The following is a 24,741-nucleotide window of genomic DNA, read 5'->3' on the forward strand; positions in this document are numbered from 1 at the left end:
CAAAAGCGCATCGAATCGGCCGGATCCCGTGAACGGGCACCGATCGGCCCGAAGCCCGATCGGAGCGGGACGTCCTCGGTGCCCCGCCCCCCTTCAACGAAAACCGCCCCACAGACCCCCCAGATGCCCGGCCTGAAGCGCGATCCCGGCGAGGAGCGCCAAAGCGGCCAGCCACCCGTGATACCGCTTCCCCCAGCACCAGGCCGCCCAAAGCCACAGGAAAAACCCGCCGGCCACGAGAACCGGCGGGGCCCACGGCCAGCGCTCTCTCGCCGCCGGGATCGCCGCGCCGATGCCGGCAAACAGAAACAAGGGAAACAAAAGGGCGCTCACGTGGCCGGCGGCGCCGGGGTGCCCGCGGAGGGTGTGAGCCAGCGCCGCCGCCAGAGCGGCCAGGCCGAACAGCACCGGCGGCGAACGAAGGGCTTCCCCCACGAGCCCCGACGGCCCTTCGGCCCCGGCCAACCCTTCGGAACCGCCCGTCGGAGGCCGCAGGGGCGGCCCCTTTTGCTCCGGCCGGAAGGACGGCACAGACGGCCCGACCGCCTCCTGCGCCGGTCCGAAAGCCGGCTTCGCCCCTTCCCCATCCGCCGCGACCGCCGGGGCGGACTCGACGCCTGTCCAACGGGGCCCGGCCGGCAGCCGTCCCCCCCATGCCCACCACAGTCCCACAAGGAACGCCGCAAACAAAACGCCGGCCAGAAAGCCGGCGAAAAAAGCCGCCATCCGCCGGCGATACGGCCGGCGGCGCCCGCCTTCGCCGTAGAGCCTGAGCAAAAAAAGCGCCTGCGCTTCCGGAAGGAGGCGGTGCTCCCGCCACGCCTCGATCTCCCGCACGATGATCGAACGCCGTCTGTCCATCCCGGCTCCCCCGTTCCGGCCCAAGCGCCGCATCGACCACGCGTCCAGGCGGGCCGACCGCTTAAGCCGCGCGCCCCGGTGGACCGGCCTTCGGCGCCCGGCCTCACGTCGGCTTTTCCCGGCCCGCTCAGCTCAGTCGAGAAAATCCCGGAGCCGCTTGCTCCGGCTCGGGTGCCGGAGCTTCCGGAGCGCCTTCGCCTCGATCTGGCGGATCCGCTCCCGCGTCACGCCAAAGACCTTGCCGACCTCCTCCAGCGTCCGCGTCCGACCGTCGTCGAGGCCGAAGCGAAGCCGGAGGACGTTTTCCTCCCGATCGGTGAGGGTGTCGAGCACCTCCTCGAGCTGCTCCTTGAGCATCTCGTAGGCGGCCGCGTCCGACGGCGACATCGCCTCCTGATCCTCGATAAAGTCCCCGAGGTGGGAGTCGTCTTCCTCGCCGATCGGCGTCTCCAGCGACACCGGCTCCTGGGCGATCTTCTGGATCTCCCGCACCTTGTCCACCGGCATGTCCATCTCTTTGGCGATCTCTTCCGCCGTCGGCTCCCGGCCGAGCTCCTGCAGGAGCTGGCGCTGCACCCGAATGAGCTTGTTGATCGTCTCGACCATGTGCACCGGGATGCGGATCGTCCGGGCCTGGTCGGCGATCGCCCGGGTGATCGCCTGGCGGATCCACCACGTGGCGTAGGTGCTGAATTTATATCCCTTCCGGTAGTCGAACTTCTCAACCGCCTTGAGGAGCCCGAGGTTCCCTTCTTGAATGAGGTCCAAAAAGAGCATGCCCCGGCCGACGTACCGCTTCGCGATCGAGACGACGAGGCGGAGGTTCGCCTCCGTCAGCCGTTTTTTCGCCTCTTCGTCCCCCTGCTCGATCCGCTTGGCGAGTTCGATCTCCTCTTCCGCCGTAAGGAGCGGCACCCGGCCGATCTCCTTCAGGTACATCCGGACCGGATCGCTGATCTTGATCCCCGGCGGAAGCGAAAGGTCGTCCAGATCGGTCGGCACCTCTTCTTCGATCGCCTCGGGATCGAACGCCTCGTCGTCCGCCGCTTCGCCGCCGACCTTCTCCGGCTCCTCATCCTCGCCGAGGAGCTCGATCCCCTGCTCCGCCAGCTCGTCGTAAAACTCCTCAATCTGCTCCGGTTCCATCTCGTAGGCCGAAAGCTTTTCCGCCACCATCTGAACCGTGAGATACCCCCGCTTTTTGCCGAGCTCGATCAACGCTTCCTTGACCTGTTCCAGCGTCTTATCTTCCGGATCGACCTTGCTCATCTATCCGAAGCCCTCCTTCCTGGGCCTGCCACCGTCTTCCCGCGCCGGGGCGCCGTTTTACGCCCGCCGGCGTAGTCGCTCGATCTCCGACCGAACCGCCCGGACCCGGGCTTCGATCTCCCGCGCCCGGGCAAAATCGCCGGCATCGAGGGCCTTCGACCGTTCGGCGTAGAGCGCCTTGAGCTCGTTTTCCTTCGGATACACCTGAAGCGTCGCCACCAGGTCCGCGAGCGCCGCCGGTGAAAGCGGCGGCGCCTCCTCGAGGAGAAGTTCCGTCAAAAAATCTTTGAGCGCCAGATCCTCCAGGGCGGTCATGAGCTTCGGCACGAGTTCCCGCCCGGCGATCCCCTCGTAGAAAAGGGCGTACAGCTCCGCCGCGAGGGCCGTCCCCTCCGGCGTGATCCAGCCGCCGCCGACGGCGTCCATGATCTCCGAGATGCGCTCCGGCCGGGCCAGCATCTCTTGGAGAAGCCGCGCCTCTGCCGCTTCGTACGCCGTTCGCGGCCGGCGCCTTTGCCCGCCGGCGTCACTCGAATGTATGCGGCCCGCGAAGCGATCATACGGCGGCGACTCGGCCGCTTTTCGCGCCTGAGCCTCCAGGTGGCGGCGGACGCTCTCCTGAAAAAGATCCTTCGGCACGGCGTACGCCTTCACGATCGCCTCAATGTGCGCCTCCCGTTCAAACGGGTTCGAAAGCTCCGCGATCGCCCGGGCCGCCTGCTCCAGATACCGCGCCCGGTCCGCGGCGTCGTCGAGGTCGAGCCCCCGCTTGAGCCGCTCGAGCCGGAAGGCGCCGTAGCTTTCCGCCCCCTGAAGCACCCGCAGGCGGAAGGCGTCGATGCCGTAGGCCCGGACGTACGCATCGGGGTCGAGCCCCTCCGGAAGGCGCGCCACTTTTACATCGAGGCCCCGTTGTAGTAAAATAGGGGCGGCCCGCTCGGCGGAGCGCTCCCCCGCCTCATCGCCGTCGAAGGCGAGGATGACCCGCTCGGCGTAACGCCCGAGGAGCTCCGCCATGTCCGGCGTAAACGCCGTCCCCTGGGCGGCGACGACGTTTTCCAGCCCTTCCTGGGCGAGGCGGAGGGCATCGAGGTGCCCTTCGACGACGACCACCTCTCGAAGCCGGCGGATCGCCGCTTTTGCCCGGCCGAGGTGAAAGAGAAAACGGCCCTTTTTAAAGATCGGCGTCTCCGGCGAATTCACGTACTTCGGCGACCCACCGTCGAGCCGGCGGCCGCTAAAGCCGACGACCGCCCCGTGGATGTCCTCCAGCGGAATCATGAGCCGACCGACAAAACGATCGGCGAGGCGCCCGCCTTCTTCCACCCCGAGTCCGGCCGCAACGATCTCTTCCCGGCCGAAGCCCCGCTTTTGGAGAAACCGGACGAGGGCATCGCCCGTCTCCGGCGCATAGCCGAGCCGATAGCGCGCGACCGTCTCCGGGCGGATACCCCGACCGTGTACATATTCTTTTGCAGTTTCTCCATGCCGCGAGGCGTTTAATACATAATGGTAATAGCGCGTCGCGAGGGCGTGGGCTTCCTTCAGGCGATTTTTTCGCCTCCCGGCCTCATCGTCGTATTCGAGATCGGGCAGCGGAATTCCTGCCCGATCGGCGAGGTGCTTGACGGCTTCCGGAAAGCTCATCCCTTCGATCTCCATGATGAACCGGAAGACGTCGCCGCCGACGTGGCAGCCGAAACAGTGGAAAAATTGCTGGTCCGGGACGACCGAAAGCGACGGCGTCCGGTCCGGATGAAACGGGCAGAGGCCCATGTAGGACCGGCCGCGCTTCTTGAGGGCGACGTACTCGCCGACGACGTCGACGATATCCGACGCCGCCCGCACCCGTTCGACCAGCTCTTCCGGAAGGCGTGCCATGGGCCACCCCTCCCTCGTCCCCGCACATAAAATTTATTCTACATAGGTTGTCGTTCTCCTGCAAGGAGACCGCCCGAAAACGAAAGCCATAGTTTTCCGATTTCGACATCCGACAAAAAGCCCTCCCCGTCAGGGAGGGCTTTCCCGTCTTTCCCGAAATTCGATCGTCCCGAAGAAACCGATCACCGTCTCCCTCAGACGCCGGCCGAGCCGGCGCCGGCCGCCTTTTCCTCCCGGGCGGCGTCTTCCGCCTCGATCGCCGCCTGCGCCGCCGCAAGGCGGGCGAGCGGCACCCGGTACGGCGAGGCGCTCACGTAGTCGAGGCCGGCGCCGTGGAAGAAGCGGATCGACCGGGCGTCGCCGCCGTGCTCACCGCAGACGCCGACTTTGAGCCTCTCGTTCGCCTCCCGGCCGAGGCGGAGGCCCATCTCGACGAGCTTCCCGACGCCGCCGGCGTCGAGGGTGACGAACGGGTTGTCCGGGAGGATCTTCTCCTCGACGTAGACGTGGAGGAACTTCCCCTCGGCGTCGTCGCGGCTTACGCCGAGCGTCGTCTGGGTGAGGTCGTTCGTGCCGAAGGAGAAAAAGTCCGCCACCCGACCGATCTCGTCGGCGGTGAGGGCCGCCCGGGGCACCTCGATCATCGTCCCGACGAGGTACGGCATCTCGGCGCCGAAGGCCTCGGCGACCTTCCGGTAGGCAGCGTCGACGACCTCCCGGAGGCGCGCCAGTTCGTTCGCGTGGCCGACGAGGGGGATCATGATCTCGACGTTCGCCGGCACGCCCTCCTGCCGGAGCCGGAAGGCGGCCCGGAAGATCGCCTCCGCCTGCATCGCGTACACTTCCGGATAGAGGATGCCGAGCCGGCAGCCCCTAAGGCCGAGCATCGGGTTTTCTTCCTTAAGCGCCCGGACCTTCCGAAGGAGCGCCTGCTTTTCCTGAAGCCGGGCCGGGTCCGCCTGCGGTTCCCGGGCGAGGCGGTCGACCTCGAGGAGGAGCTCCTCGTACTTCGGCAAAAACTCATGCAGCGGCGGATCCAGAAGCCGCACCGTCACCGGATACGGCGCCATCGCCTTGAAGATGCCGTAAAAATCTTCTTCTTGCATCGGCCGGATCTTCTCCAGCGCCGCCGCCCGCTCCTCCGGCGTCTCGGCGAGGATCATCTCCCGGACCACCGGCAGCCGGTCCGCCGCCATAAACATGTGCTCCGTCCGGCAAAGACCGATCCCCTGAGCGCCGAAGGCCCGGGCCCGGGCGGCATCCTCCGGCGTATCGGCATTCGCCCGGACGCCGAGGCGGCGGAAGCGGTCGGCCCAGCCGAGGAGCGTCTCAAACTCCGGATCCGGCTCCGGCTCGACGAGGGCCACCGCGCCGAGGAGGATCTCCCCGGTCGCCCCGTCCATCGAGATCACGTCGCCTTTTTTCACGACGACGTCCCCGGCGCGGAACGTCTCCGCCTCGAGATCGATCTTCAGGCCTTCGGCGCCGACGATGGCGGGTTTGCCCATCCCCCGGGCGACGACGGCGGCGTGGCTTGTCATGCCCCCCCGGCTCGTGATGACGCCCTGGGCGACGGCGAGGCCGTGGATGTCGTCGGGCGTCGTCTCCGGCCGCACCAGGATGACCGCCTCCCCCCGCTTCCCGCGGGCTTCCGCCTCGTCGGCGTCGAAGACGACGATCCCCGTCGCGGCGCCCGGCGACGCCGGCAGGCCCTTGGCGAGGACGGTCCGCGGGGCGTTCGGGTCGATCCGCCGGTGCAGGAGCTGATCGATCATCTCCGGCGTGATGCGCCGGAGGGCCTCCCGCTCGTCGATGAGCCCTTCCCGGACCATGTCGACGGCGATCTTCACCGCCGCTCGGGCCGTCCGCTTGCCGTTTCGCGTCTGAAGGAGGTAGAGTTTTCCTTTTTCAATGGTAAATTCAATGTCCTGCATGTCCCGGTAGTGGGCCTCGAGCCGCCGGGCGATCCGCTCGAACTCGGCGTACACTTCCGGCATGACCTCCCGGAGGGCGGCGATCGGCTGCGGCGTCCGGATGCCGGCGACGACGTCCTCGCCCTGGGCGTTCAGCAAAAACTCGCCGTAGAGGACGTTTTCTCCCGTCGACGGGTTGCGGGTGAAGGCGACGCCGGTCCCGGACGTGTCGCCCATGTTGCCGAACACCATCATCTGGACGTTGACCGCGGTGCCGAGGGTGTCCGGGATCTTGTGGAGCTTCCGGTAGACGATCGCCCGGGGGTTGTTCCACGAATCGAACACCGCCCGGATGGCCAGGACGAGCTGCTCCCGCGGTTCGGTCGGGAAGGGCCGCTTCGTCTCTTTTTCCACGAGCGCGAGAAACTCCCGAATGACCGCCTGCCAGGCTTCCGCCGGAAGCTCCGGATCCGTCTCGACCCCCCGGCGGCGCTTTTCGTCCTCGATGATCGCCTCGAAACGAGCGTGTTCGAGGCCGAGGACGACGTTGGCGAACATCTGGATGAACCGCCGGTAGGCGTCGTAGGCGAACCGCGCGTCGCCGGTCAGGCGGGCGAGCCCTGCGGCGACGGCGTCATTTAAGCCGAGGTTTAAGATCGTGTCCATCATCCCCGGCATCGAGATCGGCGCGCCGCTTCGGACCGAGACGAGGAGCGGATTGTCCGGATCGCCAAAGCGCTTCCCGGTCCGGGCCTCGAGCTCGGCGATCGCCGCGTCGACCTCGGCGAGAAGATCCGGCGCAAGGACCCCCCCGGCGGCAAAATATTCCCGGCAGGCTTCGGTCGTGATCGTAAAGCCGGGGGGCACCGGAAGCCCCGCCCGGGTCATCTCCGCCAGCCCCGCCCCTTTGCCGCCGAGGAGCGCTTTCATCGTTCCGTCGCCTTCGTGGAAATGGTACACCCGTTTCACCGGATCCGCCCTCCCCTGATCATCTGTAGGATGAGGCTGGCCGTCTCCTCGACGGCCTTGTTCGTCACGTCGATCACCGGACAGCCGAGGCGCTTCATCAGATTTTCGGCGTACTCGAGTTCCTCCAGAATGCGCTCCATGCGGGCATAGCTCGCCGAAAGGCCGAGGCCTAAGGATTTGAGCCGCTCGGTCCGGATCTGATGCAGCGCTTCCGGGTGGATGGTGAGACCGATGATGCGGTTCGCCGACACCTGAAAGAGTTCTTTCGGCGGCGCGACCTCCGGCACGAGGGGGACGTTCGCCACCTTGATCCGCCGATGGGCGAGATACATCGAAAGGGGCGTCTTCGACGTCCGGGAGACGCCGATGAGGACGATGTCCGCCCGGAGGATCCCCCGGGGGTCTTTGCCGTCGTCATACTTGACGGCGAACTCGATCGCCTCCACCCGTTTGAAGTAGTCTTCGTCGAGCTTGTGCACCAGCCCCGGCTTGTGCTTCGGCCGCTGGCCGGTCCGGCGGGCGATCCGTTCAAGGAGCGGCGTCATAAGGTCGATCGCCTCGAGGCCGAGGGCGGCGCTCCTTTCCCGGAGATAGGCCGAAAGCTCCGGCACGACGAGCGTGTAGACGATGAGGGCTTCGTTTTCCTTGGCGGAGACGAGCACCTCATCGAGGGTGGAGATGTCGTCGACGAACGGGATGCGGCGGATGTCGATCGTGTCGTAGTCGAACTGGCTCACCGCCGCCCGGACGGCATACTCCGCCGTCTCGCCGAGGGAGTCGGACAGGACGTAGATGACCGTCTTTTTCCCGTCGCCCGGCGCCGCCCGGGCGCCCGGGGCTGCCTCGTCCCCGGCGCTTCCGACGGATACGCCACCGACAGCGCCCGGACCCTCGTGGCCCGACGCGTCTCCCGGCGAATGGGCGCCGTCGTCCGCTCCGGCGGCCGGCTCGGTTTCGTTTTGCGTCCGGGCGTTTTTATTCGCCTCGGCGCCCGCGTGCGTTTCGGCATGTTTGTTCGTCTCGGGGCTCATGACTCGCCTCCTACCCACGGCTCATCCCGGCCGAGGGCGACGAAGACGCGGGTCACCGTCGTCTTCGTGAACCGCCCGACGACCTCCAGCGCATGCCGGTTCTCCCCCCGCGGCACGACGACCGGCAGCGAGTCGACCTGGTACTCGAGGAGCTTCACCGCCGCGTCGTAGACGGAGTCGTCCGGCGAGACGGTGACGATGTTCGGCATCCGGGTCATGATCACGCCGACCGGCACCTCGTCGAGGTTCTGCCGGCCGATCGCGGCCCGGAGAAGGTCCTTGCGGGAGACGACGCCGGCGAGCAGGCGCTCCCGGCCGAGGACGTAGAGCGTCCCGACGTCCTCGAGAAAAAGCCTGACGATCGCCTCCCGGACGCTGTCCGCCTCGCCGACGACGACCGGCGGCGCGTGATGGGCCCGCACCGGGATCGCCCGAAGCCGCCTGAGCCAGAGCGAGCGGTTTTCATCTCCGGCGTAAAAATAGCCGACCCGCGGTCGGGCCTCGAGGTAGCCCGACATGGTCAAAATCGCGAGATCGGGACGAATTGTGGCCCGCGTAAGGCCCAAAAACTCCGCAATCTGCTCGCCGGTGATCGGCCCCTTTTCCTTGACGATGGCGAGGATCTGCTTCTGCCGCGGCGTGAGCTCGATATAAATCACCCCGATCGGCCCAATGTGACATACCGCTTCGCCGGATTCTGTATATTGTTTATCCTAATACGCCGGCCGTCGGTTTGCAAGAGGGTCCCGAGGCAGGGGCCAGAACTCATATCAACTAAGGTTTTGAGTCTGTGGACGTGGCCAAGGCCGTGAAGGCGGATGATGCAGCGTTTGGGTCTTCTCTTTCCCGATCAGAAGCATCGAGTTCTGGAGGGAAAACTCGTCCTGATTTCGAACGAATAAGCGCCGGGGATTGGGAGCAATTTCCAAACCGAAAAGGCAAAAAAGAGCGCTGCCCTGCCGAATCGATCCGATGATGCGGCGCACACTTTTTTTTAGCGACGACTAAATCGACGAACCGGCCGGCGCGGCGCCCGTTCGGTCGGTCGGCGCGGCGCCCGACCGGACGGCCGGACGCCGCGCCCGGCGGATGAAGAAGCTTGCCACGAGCGCCAGGGCGGTGATCGCCGTCGCCCAGACGAAGGCGTCGTTGATGCCGCGGATGATCGCCTCTTTCTGCACCGTCCCGAAGAGAAGGAGCGCGAGCACCCGATCCGCCGCCTGGCCCGTCACGCCGGAAGCGGCGAGGGCGCTTTTTGCCTGGGCATAGGCCGCCTGCCACGCCGGATCGGCGGTGTTCATCGCCGCCCGCATCGCCTCGGCGTGGAACGTCGCCCGGTTCGTCATCACCGTGACGAGGAGCGCCGTCCCGAGAGAGCCGGCGACCATCCGGACGGTGTTCGCCACCGCCGTCCCGTGACTGTTTAAGGCCGGCGGAAGCTGGTTCAGCCCTTCCGTCATCACCGTCATCATCATCAGCGACATGCCGAGGCTCCGGACGGTGTAGAGAAACAGAATGTGCCGGTAGGTTGTCTCCGCCGTCAGCCCCGTGAACGACCACGTCGTAAACAGCGTGATGAGAAGCCCGACGACGGCGAGCGGCCGGGCGCCGAAGCGATCGAAAAGCGCCCCGGCGATCGGCATCATGAGCCCCATGAGAAGCGCCCCCGGAAGGAGAAGAAGCCCCGCCTCAACCGGCGTAAAGCCCCGGATGTTCTGCAGGTAGATGGGCAGAAGCACCATCGCCGCAAACATCGCCATCGTCATGAGGGCGCTCACAACGCTCGTCACGGCGAAGATGTCGTAGCGGAACACCCGGAGCTCCAAAAGCGGCGCCTCGACCGAAAGCTCCCGCACGACGAAAAGAAACAGGAAGACGATCCCAATAAAAAGCATGAGCTGGACTTCTCGGGACGACCAGCCGACGCTCCCCGCCCGGCTTAAGGCGTACAGCAGGCTGCCGAAGCCGACGACGGAAAAGAGGGCGCCCCACTGATCCAGCCGGAGCGACCGCCGCGGCAGGACGTCGCCGAGCCAGAAATACGCCAGCATGAGCGACAGCGCCGCAAAGGGGAGCGACAGGAAGAAAAGATACCGCCAGTGATAATTTTCGACGATCCAGCCGGAAAGCGTCGGCCCGATCGCCGGCGCGAAGATCATCACGAGCCCCATCATGCCCATCGCCCGGCCGCGGCTTTCCGGCGGGAAGATGAAGAGAATGACGTTCATCATGAGCGGCATGATGATCCCCGCTCCGACGGCCTGCACGAGCCGGCCGACGAGGAGCGTCGCGAAGGTGTGAGAAAAGGCGCTGATGAGCGACCCGGCGGTAAACACCCCCATGGTGAAGAAAAAGAGCCCTCGCGTCGAGATCGTCTGCACGAGGTAGGCGCTCACCGGGACGAGGACGCCGTTGATGAGCATGTAGCCGGTGATGAGCCACTGAATCGTCGCCGCATCGACGCCGAGGTCGTTCATCATGTGCGGCAGCGCCACGTTCATGAGCGTCTGGTTGAGGATGGCCACGAAGGCGCCGGTGAGAAAGACCGCCATGATCCGAAGCGACGACGCCGACGCCCCCAGCCGGCCGGTTTCCGGCCCTTCGGCGCCCGCTCTTTTGGCGCGGACTTCTTCCGCCACGGCCCTCACCTCGCGATGCGGACGGCAGCATTGAGGCCCGGGATGAGGCGCACGTCCGGCTTCCCGTCGAGGCGGATCTTCACCGGGATCCGCTTTTCCACCTTCGTGTAGTTGCCGCTCGTTCGGTTCGTATCGGGGAGGAGCGAAAACACGTCCGCCGTATAAAGCCCGATTTCCGCCACCCGGCCGACGAACGTGTGTCCCGGGAAGGCGTCGACCGTCACCTCCGCCCGGCTCCCGATCTTCACCGCCGCGAGATCCGATTCTTTGACCATCGCCTCGATCCACAGATCGTCGAAGTCGAACGCCTCGGCAAGCGGCATCCCCGCGACGACCATCGTCCCGGGAACCGCCGAATCGCTGACGATCGTCGCCCGCTCCGGCATGACGACCGGAACCGTCACCCCGGCGCCCGTCGGCCCGGGCGGAAGCTCCACCTCGCCGAGGATCACATCTTTGTCGACCGTCTCGCCCACCTTTGCCTTCCAGTCGACGAGCTTCCCCGACGCCGGAGCGCTCACGGCGATCGGCTTGCCCTTCACCTGGGCATCGTCGGTGATGATGTATTTTTGTCCCTCGCTCCAGACGCGGTAGCCGTACGCGCCGGCCCCGCCGAGGAGGAGGAAGAGAACGAGGATCACCCCGAGCACCCGACGCCGTCTCATCGATCGCATCCCTCCTGAGATCCGTCGTGGAACAATAACCGCTGAATCACCGCTGGATCATCGTTGAACACAATGCGGCTCAAGACCGCCCGGATGGCAAACGATCGGCCGAACCGCCGTCCAAACGCCCGAGCATCCGGCGCAACAGGTCGGCGAGCGCCCAAAGCTCTTCGTCCGTCACGTTGCCGAACAGGGCCTCGGCCAGCCGCCGCCGCTCCGCCTCCAAGTTGTCCACCGCCCGTCGGCCCGCCTCGGTGAGCGCAAGGTAGACGATCCGCCGATCGAGCGCCGACCGTTCGCGGCGCACGAGCCCCCGGCGCACGAGCCGTTCCGCCCAGTTCGTCACGTAGCTTTGCGAGACGCCGAAGTGTCGGGCAAGCGCTCCGGCGCTTTTCGGCGTCCCGTCGGCAAGCATCCGGAGAAACCACCCGTCCATGAGAGAAAGCCCTTCCGGGAGTTGGATGCCGTACTTAAACCGCCGGGAAAGCTCCCGGATGAGCAGGATGAGCTCCTCGACGGCCTGCCGCCGCCCTTCCCCCGCGTCGATCACCGCTCCCTCCCCGCCCGAGAAGCTTAACCAGGTTAATCATCGGCGAACAGCGATCATTATAGCGCCCCCGCCGCTTGCGTGCAAGAGGAGGGGGACCGCCTCCGGCGATGCACGCGCCGGCGAAAACGCGGGAAAGCCGTGAGGCAGGCGGGCGCCGCCGCCCTTCAGCAAAAACGCGCGGGATCCGCCCGCGCGTGGTTTCGACTGAATGATGCAACTTAATTATCCACCTTAATCATGCACCGCTCGTGCTCCGCGTCCTCCATCGCATCGCACCGGTTTCGTCCTCGCTTCGGACCAAAGCCACCCCACCGTCACACCGCGATCTGGCGAAAATCGGCAAACCGCCCGACGAGGCGATCGACGGCGGCGACGAGGGTAAGCCGCGCTGCCCTCACGTCGGCGTCGTCCGCCATGACGAGGACGTCGGTGAAAAACCGGTCGATCGGCTCCACCAGCAAAAGGAGCGCCTCGAGCTCCGCCGCGCCGTCCGTCGCTCCCTGAAACGCCGCCCGGGCTCGAAGGGCCGCCTCGGCAAGGGTCTGCTCGGCCGGCTCCGAAAGCCGCCCGGCCCGAAGCGCCGCTTCGAGGGCGGAAAACGCCGCCCGAAGCGTCCGTTCCACCCCTTCTTCGTCCTTCGAAGCCCGAAAGGCATAAGGCGCCGCATCGGTCGACGCCGTAGGGCTCTCCGCTCCAGGCCGGTCGGCGGCCCCTCCGTCCGCCGGAGCGGGCGCTCCCTCCGCCGCAAGGAGCCCTTCCCGCTCCGCCTTCCGGGCCATGTTCGCCGTCCGGACGAACGCCTCCACCGCCGGCTTGAAGTCGTCCGTCGCCGCAAGCGCCTGAAGCGCCGCCGCCCGCTCGAACAGCCGCACGATCGGCGCCCCCGCGTCTTTCGTCACCGCTGCCGCGACGTCGTGGCGCACGCCCTCCTCTTCCATGTGCGCCCGGATCCGCGGGGCGAAAAACGCCCAGAGCGCCTCGCCGAGCGCTTCCCCGTCGACGGGAAACGGCGCCGCCTGGCCGTCCGCCGTCCGGACGGGCCGGGGCCCGTACGCCGCCCGCGCCAGATCGACGAGCGTCCGGAGGTCGAACGGGAAGCGGTGCGCCCGGAGGATGGCGATCGCGCCGAGGGCCGCCCGCCGGAGGGCAAACGGGTCTTCCGATCCGCTCGGGATGAGGCCGAGGCCGAAGAAGCCGACGAGCGTGTCGAGCTTGTCCGCCAGGCCGACGACGGCGCCCACCGTCCCTTCCGGCGGTCCGTCGCCCTGGCCGAGGGGACGCCGGTGCTCCCGAATCGCCCGGGCGACGTCCGGATCTTCGCCGAAGCGAAGGGCGTACGCCTCGCCGACGACGCCCTCCAGCTCGGTAAACTCGTACACCATCTGCGTCGCCAGGTCGAACTTCGCGATCTCCGCCGCCCGGCGGATCTTCCGGACGTCCGCTTCGGGGAGCTGAAGGCGCCGGGCGAGGGCGTCGGCGAGCCGGACGAGCCGGTCTTTTTTCTCCGCCATCGACCCGAGCTCGGCGTGGAAGGCGATCTCGGCGAGCTTTGCGTTGAAGGCATCGATCGACCGGGCGAGGTCCGCCGTGTAGAAAAACCGGGCGTCGGCCAGCCGGGCGGCGAGCACCTTTTCGTTCCCCCGGACGACGACCTCCAGCGCTTCGTCGGTCCCGTTCCGCACGCCGATGAAATACGGCCGGAGCCGGCCGTCCGGCCCGTAGGCCGGGAAATACCGCTGATGGCGCCGCATGGTCGTCACGAGGACCGCTTCCGGAAGCTCGAGGTACGCCGGGTCGAACCGGCCGACGAACACCGTCGGGTACTCGACGAGCGACGTCACCTCGTCGAGGAGGTCCGGGTCGTCCGCCGCCCGGATGCCGTAGGCCGTCTCCGCCGCCCGGATGCCGGCGACGATCCGCGCCCGGCGCGCCTCGACGTCGGCGAGGACGAACCCCTTTTCGAGGGCCGCCGCGTAGGCGTCCGCCGACGGAAGATCGATCGGCCCGCCGAGGCTCCGGTGGCCAAACGTCCGCCGGCCGCTCTGGACGCCGGCGACGGTGAGCGGGACGACCGCCTCGCCGTAGAGGGCGACGAGCCAGCGGATCGGCCGGCCGTAGCGGACGTCGAGGTTCCCCCAGCGCATCGCCTTCGGGAAGGGGAGGCCGAGGATGACCGCGTCCAGTTCAGCGAGGACGTCCTCCGCCGGGCGGCCGGGCGTCGTCACCTGGGCGACGAGGGGCGCCTCCTCCCCTTCTCCTTCAAACCGAAGCGCCTCGAGCGGGACCCCTCGGGCCCGGGCAAAGCCGATCGCCGCCGACGTCCACGACCCGTCAGGCGCGATCGCGGCCTTCCGCCTCGGCCCCCGGACGACGTCGACATGATCTTCTCCCCGCTCGGCGAGGGCGTCGACCAGCACCGCGAGCCGCCGGGGCGTCGCATAGGCCCGGATTTCCCCGTGCCGAAGGCGGTGCGCTTCGAGATGGGCGGTGACCCGCTCCCGTAAGGCATCGCGGGCCGGCACCACCCAGTCGGCCGGAAGCTCCTCCAGGCCGATCTCGAGCAGAAACGTCCGGCTCACCGGCTCTCCTCCTCTCCGACGGCCGCGGTTTCCGTCCGTTCGGCGAGATACGCCTGCGCCACGGCGCGGGCGAGCTTCCGCACCCGGCCGATCATCGCCTGCCGCTCGGCGACGGAAAGCGCGCCCCGGGCGTCGAGCAGGTTAAACGTGTGGGAGCATTTTAAGACGTAGTCGTACGCCGGAAGGACGAGTCCGAGCCCGAGAAGCCGCCCGGCTTCGGCCTCGTAGGCGTCAAACAGCGAGCGAAGCAGCGCCGGATCGCTTTCTACGAGGGCGTAGCGGGACTGCTCGACCTCGTTCTGGAAAAAGACGTCCCGGTACGTCACGCCGGGGGCGTAGACGATGTCGAAGACGTTGTCCTTTTCCTGCAAATACGACGCCAACCGTTCCAGCCCGTAGGTGATCTCCACCGACACCGGGTGAACGTCGATGCCGCCGACCTGCTGGAAGTACGTAAACTGCGTCACTTCCATCCCGTCCAGCCACACTTCCCAGCCGAGCCCCCAGGCGCCGAGGGTCGGCGACTCCCAATTGTCCTCGACAAATCGGATGTCGTGTCGTCTGGGATCGATGCCGATCGCTTGGAGGCTTTTCAAGTAGACGTCGATGATGTCGTCCGGCGACGGCTTGATGAGCACCTGAAACTGGTGGTGCTGGTAGAGCCGGTTCGGGTTTTCCCCGAAGCGACCGTCCGCCGGCCGCCGGGACGGTTCGACGTACGCCACCCGCCACGGCTCGGGGCCGAGGGCGCGGAGGAACGTGTGCGGGTTCATCGTCCCGGCGCCTTTTTCGACGTCGTACGGTTCGGCGATGAGGCAGCCCTGCTCCGCCCAGAACGCCTTCAGGGCGAAGACGAGGCCCTGAAACGACGATGCCGCATCAAACAAAACGCCGCCTGGCCCGACGCCGGGCCAGGCCTTCACCTCCCCATGGCGAAGTCCGAATCCGCCGGCGACGCCTCCGCCGGCGCTTCCGCGGTCGGCCCTTCGCCGCCAAAGCCCGCTCCGCGCCGCTTAAGCCGGCGTTCCCGAAGGGCCGCCGCGGCCGCCGCCAGGTCCTCCCGGCCCGCCATGAGCCGGCGGGAGCGGAGGTCGAGGGCGACGTGCCGCTCGATGAAGGCGTCGAGGAGCCGGGAGAGGGCCTGCCGCTGCGGCGGCCGAAGCGTCACCCGCCCGAGGCGCCCCGGCGGCACCGCGAGCAGTCGACCGACAAACGCAAAAAGCGGCGGCGGCACCGGCCGGGCGTCCGGCACCGCATTCCGGCACGCCCGGCAGACGACGCCCCCTTCGGCCGGAGAAAAATCCGTAAGCGCCGCCGCCTGGCCGCAGCGGACGCAGCGCCCCCATTCCGGACCGAACCCGGCCTTCCGGAGATAGAGGAGCTCAAACGTCCGGACGACCGTCTCCGCCTCGTCGCCCGCCAGCAGTCGATCGAGCGCCCAGCGGACGAGCCGATAAAGGGCTTCGTCGGGCCGCCCCTCTTCTTCCCCCTTGACGATCCACTCGGCGACGACCGAGGCCTGGGCCATCCGCTCCACGTCGCCCCAGAGGGCCGCCGCTCCGACCGTCTCCGCCTGGACGAACCGGTAGAGAGACCCGCTCGGCCGGAGGATGTATGTACCGCTTTGGAACGGCTGCACGGCAGATTTGGCCCGGGAGCGAAGCTTCCGGGCGCCGTAAGCGATGACGCCGATCTTTCCCCGCTCCCGGGTATAAAGCGTCGCGATGACGTCCGCCTCCCGGTACGCCATCGTCCGGAGGACGATCCCCTCCACCCGGACGTCAGTCGGTCGCTCCATCGACCCTTCCGCGCCTCCCGGCGTTCACGCTTTCCGGCGCCGGCCGTCCGCCGGTCCGCCGGCCGCCCTCGGCACCGGATGCCGCCGCGGCCACCCCCGGTCGAAAACCGCCTTCCCCGGCCGGATCGTCGTCCACCGGAAGGTCAAGCGTGCCGAACTCTTCCAGCATGGCGCGGATCGTGGGCGGCAGCGATGCCGCGCCGGCCTCAAGACGCCGGTAGAGCAAATACGAGGCCACCGAACCCGTTTGCTCAAACAGCCTCCACGAAAGATCCCGCATCCGCTGCATGATCCCCCTCCGGCTGCCGTGATCGGCCCCGAATCCGGCGTGCGGCATGCTTAGTCTGACCGGGCAGGCGCTTCGCCAGCCTAGCAATCGTTCCCGAAGGACGCCGGCGCCGGATGGCCCGGCGCCTACGGCTCCCGCCGGTAGCCGAGGTGGTGCAAAAGCCCCGGCCGGTTGCGCCAGTCCTCCCGCACCTTCACCCACAACTCGAGATAAAATCGGGTCCCGAAGATCGCCTCCAGCTCCTCCCGGGCGAGGCGACCGATTTCCTTGAGCATCCGTCCGCCCTTGCCGATGAGGATCCCCTTTTGCGACGCCCGCTCGACGACGATCGTCGCCCGGACGACGATGATGTCGGGCTTCTCCTCCCACCCTTCGACGACGACCGCCACCGAGTGGGGAACTTCTTCTTCCGTGAGGTGGAGGATCTTCTCCCGGATGATCTCCTGCGCCACAAACGTCTCCGGGTGATCGCTCCGCATGTCGGGCGGGTAGAAGGCCGGTCCTTCCGGCAGATCCCGGAAGAGAACGTCGAGCACCGACCGGAGGTTTTCCCCGGTCACCGCCGAGACGGGGATGAACTCCCGGAACGGGTAGAGGGTCCTGGCCTCCTCGAGCAGGGGAAGGAGGTCCGCTTTCCGCACGAGGTCGACTTTGTTGATGAGGAGATAGACCCGTTCCCGCTCTCGGGGCAGCCGCGCGACGATCTCCCGGTCTTCCGGGCGGATGCCGGCGGAAGCGTCCATCACGACGAGAACGGCGTCCACTTCCCGAAGCGTCCCGTAGGCGTAGTCGACCATCCGCCGGCCGAGCTCCGTCCGGGGGCGGTGGATGCCCGGCGTGTCGATGAAGATGATCTGCCCGCGGGCCTCCGTCAGCACCCCCCGGATGCGGTTCCGGGTCGTCTGAGGCTTCGGCGAGACGATCGCCACCTTCGCGCCGAGAAAGGCGTTGAGGAGCGTCGACTTGCCGACGTTCGGCCGGCCGATGATGGCGACGAACCCGGAGCGAAACGCGCTCGCCCCGCCTTCCGCCGGGGCGCCCGTTTCGGAAGGCCCTCCCGAAGCGGCATCCGGGCGGGCGGCCTCCGCCGCCGCCGTGCCGCTCGCATCCCACCCCGGGGCCGCGGCCCCTCCGGGAAGAGGCGGTTCCGCCCCGATCTTCGGCGGGGCCCCCTTCTCCCGGGCGGCCGAAACATCCGAGCCCGGTTCCGCCGCGAAGGACGCGGCCTCGCGCTTAAGCTCCCGCTCATTCGCCCCGTCCGCCATGGCCGGATAGCGCCTCCTTTCCGAACGCCCCGGGCAGGAGCGCCGTCACCGTCGTCCGGATCCAGTCGCCGGCCAGGTTGCCGAGGTAGACCGGCATCTCCGGCGGACAAAGCTCCGCCATCACCTGCCGGCAGACGCCGCACGGCGTCACCGGCTCCGCCGTGTCGGCGACGACGACGAGGGCCGCGGGGGGCGCTTCTCCCTCCGTCACCGCCTTGACGAGCGCCACCCGCTCGGCGCAGATCGACGCCGGATAGGCGGCGTTTTCCACGTTGGCGCCGGAAAACGCCCGCCCGTCCGTCGTCACGACCAGCGCCCCGACGGCAAAGCCGGAATACGGTACGTAGGCGCGACCCCGGGCGGACCGGGCCGCCTCGGCCCACACTGCCGGAGGCGCCTCCCGGATCCACCGGGCCTCCGGCAGATCGCCGCGGTCGGGGGAGCGCTCTTTCGGACCGGACGGAAGTTCGCCGGCTTCCAGCGAGCCGTCCTCCGGCTCGATCGGCCGGTCTCCGCGTCCGGACGGCCGGCGATCGGCCGGATTTTGACCCTCGCTCGACGTCTCCTTGCGCATGAAAGCCTCCCGAACGGCCGCCGGACGACGCCGGCCCGGACGGGCCGCGGCGCCGCGCGGCGCCTTTTGGCCTTGGCGTCTCGCAAACGCGACGATATGACCCTCGCAGGCTTCGCCGGCGCGCCACCCGGCGGGCTTCGCCGGAGCGCCCCTCCGCCGCGAAAAAGCGCCTTCAGCTTCCGCCCGCTTCGCTTACCGGGGCCACCAAAAGGGAGCGGCCCATCCGGCGGCGCCAAAAAGCGTCGCCCACGCCGCCAGCGCCGCCCAGGTGCCGGCGCTTCGGCGGATGAAAACGGCGGCCAGCGGTGGTAGCACAAATGTTAGCATATTGACCGGCGGAAGCCAAGCGCCCCAAAAGGCGAGGGCAGAGGCGGCGAAAAAAAGCCCGAGCGCCGGACTCAGGCGGGACGCCGGCCGAAGTCGGGCGAGAAGCCCGTATCCGACGAGGCCCAAAAGGGCAAACGCCCCCCACCGCCCCCCTCCGGCGCTCTGGCGGAGCGCCGCCGTCAGTTCGATCAGGGGCTCGTAAAACAAAAAAAAGCCGACGGCGACGCTCCACAACGCCGAAAGGAGGACCGCCGCCGAAGCGGCGTCCTTTGCTGTCCGAGCCGCTTCGGACCGGTGTGCACCGGCGTGATCGACCGCCCGCTCCACCGCCGTGTTCATGAGTTCCGCAAACCACACCCCCAGGATCGTCCCGGCCAGGAGGAGCCAGCGCGCCGGCGTGAGGCCGACCGCCGCTCCGAGGCCGACGGCAAAGGCGGCCATCCAGCCGTGGATGCGCATGTTCGGCTCATCCCGAAACGCGGCGTAAAGCCCCCGCACGGCGTGGTCGACGCTCCGGATGAAGCGCCGCCCCTCCGGCGGAGGGGCGTCCCCAGATCGCACCGCGGTCCGCGCCCCCTTTTCGCTTCTTTGCCCGACGCCGTCTGCCCGCTCTCTCGAGCGTCAGGCGCCCGGCCGAACCGGGTTTTACCCGCCCGCCGCTACGGATCCCGCGTCAGGCCAAACGCCTGAAGCAGGGCCTCCTGCTTGGCAAACATCACCCTCGCCTCGTCCTCCGTTTCGTGGTCGTAGCCGAGCAGGTGATAAAACCCGTGCACGAGGAGGAAAAAGAGCTCCCGCTCAAAAGAATGGCCGTACTCCTCAGCCTGCGCCCGGGCGCGGGGGATGCTGACGACGATATCGCCCAAAAGCTCCGGCTCCTCCATCGGAAAACTGAGGACATCCGTCGGGCGGTCGACACCGCGAAAGGTCCGGTTCAGCCGGTGGATCTCCGCATCGTCCGTCAGGACGATCGACACTTCTCCCGACGCCGGCCGCCCCTCTTCGGCGAGCGCCCGCTCAAACATCGCCTGGAGCCGGGCGCGATCGGATTCTGACAGGCGAAAATCCGTGCCGCGATAATCGATGTCGATGACAAGTCCCACGCCCTGCCCCCGCTTTCTCGTCGATTCGGTCGCGGTTCGACCGCGGTTCGGTTTTATCGCGCAGAGCTCCGGCGCTCCGCCTCGGCCCCCTCGCCTTCCGGGACCCCGGAGGTCGAACCCGCACCGGAAGCGGATTCCTCGGGATACTCGATCCGGGCGTGAAAGCTTCCGGACAGCGTGGCGAGGATCGCCTCCCGGATGCGGTCGAGCTCCCGCATCGTGAGGTCGCAGTGGTCGAACTGGCCGTCGTCGATCTTCTCCCGGATCGTCCGTTCGACGAGCGCCGCGATCTCCGCCCGCGTCGGGGATTTCATCGCCCGGAGCGTCGCCTCGACGGTGTCGGCGATCATGACGATCGCCGCTTCCTTCGTCTTCGGCTTCGGCCCGGGGTAACGAAACTCCTCGGGCTTCGTCTCGGGCTTCCGTTCCTTCGCCTTGTGGTAAAAATATTTGATCACCGTCGTGCCGTGGTGCTGGGCGGCGATGTCGATGATCGCCTGGGGAAAGCGCATCTCCTGCAACATCTTCACGCCATCGAAGACGTGATCGATGATGATGTCCCGGCTCTCCCACGGCGAGAGCCGGTCATGCGGACTCTCTTCGCCCATCTGGTTTTCCACGAAATACCGCGGCCGCTTCGTCTTCCCGACGTCGTGGTAATAGGATCCGACCCGGGCCAAAAGCCCATCGGCGCCGATCGCTTCGGCCGCCGCTTCGGCGAGATTGGCCACCATCACGCTGTGATGGTACGTTCCCGGCGCTTCCAAAAGGAGTTTACGCAAAAGCGGCTGGTTCGGATTCGCGAGCTCCAAAAGGCGCATCGGCGACAGAATTCCGAACGCCGCCTCAAACAGCGGGATGAGGCCGAGGGTGAGCACCGCCGCGGCCAGCCCCTGGACGATCGCCTCGCCGGTCCAGCGGGCGGCACTCGGGAGCGTGAGGTCGTCGCCGCCGAGGAGCGCGACCGTAAAGACGGCGACGATGCCTGCGCCGGCGGCGACCGTTCCCGCCCGGAGGATGCGGGAGCGGGACGGAGCGGTGCCGATCGCCCAGGCGCCGGCGAGGCCGGTGGCGAGAAGATAGAGGAGGGCGCGAAATTCGATCAGCGTGCCGATGCGCTCGTTGAACATGATGCCGCCGGCGATGGCCCCGTAGAGGGCGAGGGTGTACGCCGACCCCTCCGAAAGGAGGATGGCGGCGATGAGCGGCATCGTCGCTGCCGGGAGGAGGTAGAGGCCGTCCCGAAAGCCGCCGGCGACGGTGAGGAGGGCGAAGCCCTTGATGAGGAGAAGATCGAAGGCCAGCATGAGGAGCCACATCAGGGCAAACTTCTCCCCGCCGGCGGCCAAAAACGGCCGGCTCCGGCCGAGGTAGACGTCGAGCGAAACGGCCAGCATCCCGGTGATGAGAGCGAGACCGGCGTAGGGCCGGGTCTTGTCCTGCTGCATGAGGCCGAGGAGCTCGAGCTTCCGGAGCACCTCGGCGTTGATCACCTGGTTGTAGTCGAGGACGATGTCCCCTTCATAGATGTAGATCGGCTCCACCGCATCGGCGGCGGCCTTTTTGTTTTCTTCGGTTTTTTCCCGGTCGAGCTTGACGTTCGGCACGATGCTGTGGCGGGCGAGCTCCTGGATGACGAGCCGGTTCGGCGCCGAAAGCTCCGCCAGGATGAGCTGTTCGTTGACTTTGGCCCGGGCGGCGGCAAGCTCCCGTTCGTCGACGCCGGCCTGCATGATGCCTTCGACGATCGACTTCGTCCAGTACTGGATGGTCCGGAGCGTCTCCGGCGGCAGGGAGGCCAGCGTCTCGTAGACGGACGGCGTCAGATCGTATGGGATGAGGCGTCTCACCTTTTCGATCCGCTCTTCCCGGGTGAGCGTCTCATCCTGGTCGACGGCGGCGATGTCCTCGAAGATGCGGTCGAGATTGGCAAGCTGCATCTTCGTCACCGATTCGTCGACCTTGTAGACGTTCGGCACGGCAGCCATGGCTTCCTGCCGGGCCCGCTCCGTCGCCTTCGCATCGTAGACCGTCTTCGGCGCATAGATCCGCTCGGTGGAGCGGGCGCCGAGCTTGAGGTCGTGAAAGCTCTGGGGCAGCACCGCATCCTTGAACAGCAAAAAGGCGAGTACCGCGACCGCGAAGATGGCCGGCCGGCGCCAGAACGGCGGCCGGACGCGCCGTTTAGCCACGCCGTTTCACCTCCGCAGCCGCCCGTCCCCCCTTCGCCGACCGGACGTCCGGCCGACCACCGTCGGTGCCGGCCGTCGCCGGGGCGTCGAAGGCGGCCTCGCCGGACCGCCGGAGGCCCGGTTCCGCCGGGCCGTCGCCCGGCTCGCCCCGCCCGCTCCGCTCCCGCTCGCCGGATCCGCCGATGCCGCCTTTCGCCGCGCCGCGGCCTTCTCCGCCCGCTCCGCGGTTTTCGTAGGCCTGAATGATTTTTTGCACGAGCGGATGCCGCACAACGTCCGTCTCCGTGAGTTCGGCCATGCCGATCTCCTCGATCCCCCGCAGGGTCTCCAGCGCGTCCCGGAGGCCGGACTTCTGCCCCGGCGGCAGGTCGACCTGCGTGAGGTCGCCGGTGATGACCATCTTCGATCCCTCGCCGAGGCGGGTGAGGAACATTTTCATTTGCTCCGGCGTCGTGTTCTGCGCCTCGTCGAGAATGATGAAGGCGCCGTCCAGCGTCCGGCCGCGCATGTACGCCAGCGGAGCGATTTCGATGAGCCCGCGCTCCATCGACCGGGCGACCTGTTCGGCGCCCATCATTTCGTACAGCGCGTCGTAGAGCGGCCGAAGATACGGGTCGACCTTTTCCTGGAGATCGCCCGGCAAAAAGCCGAGGCGCTCCCCGGCCTCGACCGCCGGGCGGGTGAGGACGATCCGCCGGACGGTCTGGTTTTTGAGCGCGAGGACGGCAAAGACGACGGCGAGAAACGTCTTCCCCGTCCCCGCCGGCCCGACGGCAAAAACGACGTCCCGCGTCTTGAGGAGGGAGAGGTACCGTTTCTGCCCGAGCGTCTTCGCCCGGACCGGCTGCCCCCGCACGGTGCGGGCGACGACGTCGTCGTAAAGGTCGAGGAGGCGGTAGACGTCGCCCTCCTCGTTCAGGCGGATGGCGTAGTCGAGATCGACGTCGCTGATGAGTTCCTGCCGTCGGATGAGTTTCAGAAGCACGTCCAAAAGCCGCATCACCGCTTCGGCGGCCGCCTCTTCGCCGACGACGACGAGCTCATCGCCGCGGCTGTGGATGGCCACCGGATAGGCGGCTTCGATCCGTTTTAAAAACCGATCGCGAGGGCCGAAAAGGCGCTGCCCTTCGCTCGTCGTCCGGAGCGTCAGCGTGCGGGAAACCGTCGGCATCCGGTCGTATCCGTCTCCTTTGAAGGCGTCTCCTTTTGATCGGTCACTCCGTTCCGCCAGGCCTCGCCCCGTCCGCCGCGTCAATCGGCGCGGGACGGGCGATGTCCTCCACCACGCCGTAGTGGACGCTCACATACACTTTATCATCTTCGATGACCCGTTGCAAAACGGTTTCCGCTCGGATTTCCTGCACGTCCCGCCCCCGCCGGTAAAGCTCCGCCCGGGCCGCCTGAAGCGCCTCCTGGAGCGCCGCCTCTTCGGAGATGTCGATCGTTTCTCGGGCGAGGGGCCGAAAGCGATCGATCTCGAGGGCCACCGGCAGAGACCACGGGCCGAAGGCCAGGTGCCACCGGCGGCGATCGACGAGGACGTCCCCCGACGCCGGCGGCTTCCCGTAGAGGGGAAAACGCCGGCCGCCCAGCGCCACCGCGACCGCAAGACGCTCCGGTTCCCGGGTCGTGAAAAGCGCCCGTTTTCTCGTCACGGTCACCTGGACGTCGTACCAGACTTCGCCGTAGACCTTCCCGTCGGCGGCGACGGCGAGGGCGCGATCCGGCGGACCGATGAGGCCGGAGACGAGGACCTGCCCCGGTTCCACGACTTCCCCCCGCCGGACGACCGGGCGCCCGCGGGCGACAACGTAGTCGACGATGACCGCCTTCCGGTCGGCGACGAGGTGGCGTGGCGGTGGAACGGCGTCTTTTTCCCGGACGGTATGGGGAACGGCGGTGATCGTCACGCGGACGCCGGTCCGTTCGACGCCGACCCACGCCGCCCAAGGAAGCCGCGCCTTGAGCGCCCGCTCGATCGCCGCCGGTTCCGGAAGGTGGGACGCCGGCCGTCCGGGCTTAAGACCGAGGGCGGCGGCCGCCTCCCGGACGGCTTCGGCTTCTTCCCCCGTCACCCCGGCGACGTCGACAAACCAGATGAGGTTGGATAAAACGGCGAGCAGGGCGAAAAACAAAAAAACGCCGGCGATGATCCCCGGCCGCCGGAGGAGGCCGGAGATCCAGAACGCGCCGCCCCGGCGCCCGGCGATCCGCACGCGAACGCCGGCTTCCCGAGCCGGCCGCCTCAGTTTCTTGACGTCCCCGGCCCGGACGACGATCCGGAGGCCGTCTTCGCTTTCTCGAACGTCCCAGAGGGGAAGGGCCGCCGCCACCCGGGTGAGAAACCGCCCGACGGCCGACCGGTCGCCGATGAGGCGAACCTCGGCGTACGCTCCCCACAGCCGATCGCGCCGCTCCATGGTGCTCTCCCTTCCGCCATCCATGCTATTCGCTCCGATCCCAGTCGACGGAGCGGATGCGGCCTTCGACGAGGGCTTCGCTCGGGTCGAGCGCCCGCAGGACGAGATCTTCCCCCCGGACGGCAATCCGGCCCGTCGTCGTCCGAAATCGGATTTCCGTGGCGGAAAACGCTTCGAGCCCGCGGTGGTTTTCGAGATAGAGGTGGACCGTTCCGATCGCCGTGACCCGGGGCACGTCGAGGACGACATCCGGCGGAAGTTCGGCCACCCGCACGCCGGCCTCGAACCAGCGCCTAAGCCTTCGCATCCACGGCGAACCTCCCCTCGTTCTTCTGTCCTTCTATGCCGTCCGACGGCAAAATAAAACCGCCTGCAGCCCCGCTGCAGGCGGTCGACGTCGGGCGGATCGTTCGTCG

Annotated in this window: 20 protein-coding genes and 1 pseudogene; all 21 read right to left on the reverse strand. The window is 67.7% G+C overall.

Annotated features, from left to right (window positions below; genetic code table 11):
* Positions 1 to 93 precede the first annotated feature (93 nt).
* The 21 genes and pseudogenes from K2M58_RS07755 to yqfC all read right to left on the reverse strand — a co-directional run bounded on the left by K2M58_RS07755 (position 94) and on the right by yqfC (position 24,632).
* Positions 94 to 861, reverse strand: a complete 768-nt coding sequence (locus K2M58_RS07755) for a hypothetical protein (RefSeq protein WP_220677091.1) — start codon at positions 859 to 861, stop codon at positions 94 to 96.
* Positions 862 to 993: 132 nt separating this feature from the next.
* Complete coding sequence (gene rpoD, locus K2M58_RS07760) at positions 994 to 2,130, reverse strand: RNA polymerase sigma factor RpoD (protein WP_220677092.1); 1,137 nt, start codon at positions 2,128 to 2,130, stop codon at positions 994 to 996.
* Between the two features lie 57 nt (positions 2,131 to 2,187).
* A complete protein-coding gene (gene dnaG / locus K2M58_RS07765) occupies positions 2,188 to 4,011 on the reverse strand; it encodes a DNA primase (RefSeq protein ID WP_220677093.1) in 1,824 nt (607 codons plus the stop codon).
* A gap of 194 nt (positions 4,012 to 4,205) precedes the next feature.
* Complete coding sequence (ppdK, locus tag K2M58_RS07770; RefSeq protein WP_289628239.1) at positions 4,206 to 6,893, reverse strand: pyruvate, phosphate dikinase; 2,688 nt, start codon at positions 6,891 to 6,893, stop codon at positions 4,206 to 4,208.
* On the reverse strand, positions 6,890 to 7,687 hold the full coding sequence (locus K2M58_RS07775) for a pyruvate, water dikinase regulatory protein (RefSeq protein ID WP_252393606.1): 798 nt from the start codon (positions 7,685 to 7,687) through the stop codon (positions 6,890 to 6,892). Before K2M58_RS07775 ends, ppdK begins: the two co-directional genes overlap by 4 nt.
* Before the next feature lie 233 nt (positions 7,688 to 7,920).
* Positions 7,921 to 8,583, reverse strand: coding sequence for a transcriptional regulator CcpN (locus tag K2M58_RS07780; protein ID WP_220677095.1), 663 nt, complete (start codon positions 8,581 to 8,583; stop codon positions 7,921 to 7,923).
* Between the two features lie 345 nt (positions 8,584 to 8,928).
* A complete protein-coding gene (locus K2M58_RS07785) occupies positions 8,929 to 10,563 on the reverse strand; it encodes a DHA2 family efflux MFS transporter permease subunit (protein WP_252393416.1) in 1,635 nt (544 codons plus the stop codon).
* A 5-nt stretch (positions 10,564 to 10,568) separates the two neighbouring features.
* On the reverse strand, positions 10,569 to 11,228 hold the full coding sequence (locus K2M58_RS07790) for an HlyD family secretion protein (protein WP_220677096.1): 660 nt from the start codon (positions 11,226 to 11,228) through the stop codon (positions 10,569 to 10,571).
* 79 nt (positions 11,229 to 11,307) lie between these two features.
* Entirely contained in the window at positions 11,308 to 11,778 is a 471-nt protein-coding gene (locus tag K2M58_RS07795) for a MarR family winged helix-turn-helix transcriptional regulator (protein ID WP_220677097.1), read from the reverse strand.
* Between the two features lie 314 nt (positions 11,779 to 12,092).
* Positions 12,093 to 14,357: a glycine--tRNA ligase subunit beta gene (gene glyS, locus K2M58_RS07800; RefSeq protein WP_220677098.1), complete on the reverse strand. Its 2,265-nt coding sequence runs from the start codon at positions 14,355 to 14,357 to the stop codon at positions 12,093 to 12,095.
* A complete protein-coding gene (gene glyQ, locus K2M58_RS07805; RefSeq protein ID WP_252393417.1) occupies positions 14,354 to 15,280 on the reverse strand; it encodes a glycine--tRNA ligase subunit alpha in 927 nt (308 codons plus the stop codon). The genes glyS and glyQ overlap by 4 nt, the downstream gene beginning before the upstream one ends.
* Entirely contained in the window at positions 15,277 to 16,155 is an 879-nt protein-coding gene (gene recO, locus K2M58_RS07810) for a DNA repair protein RecO (protein ID WP_220677099.1), read from the reverse strand. The genes glyQ and recO overlap by 4 nt, the downstream gene beginning before the upstream one ends.
* Positions 16,139 to 16,444: a YqzL family protein gene (locus K2M58_RS07815; protein ID WP_220677100.1), complete on the reverse strand. Its 306-nt coding sequence runs from the start codon at positions 16,442 to 16,444 to the stop codon at positions 16,139 to 16,141. Before K2M58_RS07815 ends, recO begins: the two co-directional genes overlap by 17 nt.
* A 125-nt stretch (positions 16,445 to 16,569) precedes the next feature.
* On the reverse strand, positions 16,570 to 17,709 hold the full coding sequence (gene era, locus K2M58_RS07820; protein WP_220677101.1) for a GTPase Era: 1,140 nt from the start codon (positions 17,707 to 17,709) through the stop codon (positions 16,570 to 16,572).
* Positions 17,690 to 18,115: a cytidine deaminase gene (gene cdd / locus K2M58_RS07825; RefSeq protein ID WP_252393608.1), complete on the reverse strand. Its 426-nt coding sequence runs from the start codon at positions 18,113 to 18,115 to the stop codon at positions 17,690 to 17,692. Before cdd ends, era begins: the two co-directional genes overlap by 20 nt.
* 360 nt (positions 18,116 to 18,475) lie before the next feature.
* Positions 18,476 to 19,171: a diacylglycerol kinase gene (locus K2M58_RS07830; RefSeq protein WP_220677103.1), complete on the reverse strand. Its 696-nt coding sequence runs from the start codon at positions 19,169 to 19,171 to the stop codon at positions 18,476 to 18,478.
* A gap of 98 nt (positions 19,172 to 19,269) precedes the next feature.
* Positions 19,270 to 19,713: an rRNA maturation RNase YbeY gene (gene ybeY, locus K2M58_RS07835; RefSeq protein WP_252393418.1), complete on the reverse strand. Its 444-nt coding sequence runs from the start codon at positions 19,711 to 19,713 to the stop codon at positions 19,270 to 19,272.
* Positions 19,714 to 19,766: 53 nt separating this feature from the next.
* Positions 19,767 to 21,905, reverse strand: coding sequence for an HD family phosphohydrolase (locus K2M58_RS07840; protein WP_220677104.1), 2,139 nt, complete (start codon positions 21,903 to 21,905; stop codon positions 19,767 to 19,769).
* A gap of 229 nt (positions 21,906 to 22,134) precedes the next feature.
* Positions 22,135 to 23,076: pseudogene (locus K2M58_RS07845) on the reverse strand (PhoH family protein); the annotation flags it as partial.
* A gap of 43 nt (positions 23,077 to 23,119) precedes the next feature.
* Positions 23,120 to 24,325 (reverse strand): sporulation protein YqfD, encoded by a 1,206-nt coding sequence (locus K2M58_RS07850; protein ID WP_220677106.1) that lies wholly within the window; start codon positions 24,323 to 24,325, stop codon positions 23,120 to 23,122.
* Positions 24,326 to 24,350: 25 nt separating this feature from the next.
* Entirely contained in the window at positions 24,351 to 24,632 is a 282-nt protein-coding gene (gene yqfC / locus K2M58_RS07855; RefSeq protein WP_220677107.1) for a sporulation protein YqfC, read from the reverse strand.
* Positions 24,633 to 24,741: the final 109 nt, after the last annotated feature.

The organism is Hydrogenibacillus sp. N12 (assembly GCF_019645935.1).
GTDB lineage: Bacteria > Bacillota > Bacilli > Thermicanales > DSM-22653 > Hydrogenibacillus > Hydrogenibacillus schlegelii.

Coding starts and splice junctions, on each gene's coding strand:
- K2M58_RS07755 (WP_220677091.1), bottom strand. CDS start 861: ATGGACAGACGGCGTTCGATCATCGTGCGGGAGATCGAGGCGTGGCGG.
- rpoD (WP_220677092.1), bottom strand. CDS start 2,130: ATGAGCAAGGTCGATCCGGAAGATAAGACGCTGGAACAGGTCAAGGAA.
- dnaG (WP_220677093.1), bottom strand. CDS start 4,011: ATGGCACGCCTTCCGGAAGAGCTGGTCGAACGGGTGCGGGCGGCGTCG.
- K2M58_RS07790 (WP_220677096.1), bottom strand. CDS start 11,228: ATGAGACGGCGTCGGGTGCTCGGGGTGATCCTCGTTCTCTTCCTCCTC.
- recO (WP_220677099.1), bottom strand. CDS start 16,155: ATGGAGCGACCGACTGACGTCCGGGTGGAGGGGATCGTCCTCCGGACG.
- K2M58_RS07815 (WP_220677100.1), bottom strand. CDS start 16,444: ATGCAGCGGATGCGGGATCTTTCGTGGAGGCTGTTTGAGCAAACGGGT.
- era (WP_220677101.1), bottom strand. CDS start 17,709: ATGGCGGACGGGGCGAATGAGCGGGAGCTTAAGCGCGAGGCCGCGTCC.
- K2M58_RS07850 (WP_220677106.1), bottom strand. CDS start 24,325: ATGGAGCGGCGCGATCGGCTGTGGGGAGCGTACGCCGAGGTTCGCCTC.
- yqfC (WP_220677107.1), bottom strand. CDS start 24,632: ATGCGAAGGCTTAGGCGCTGGTTCGAGGCCGGCGTGCGGGTGGCCGAA.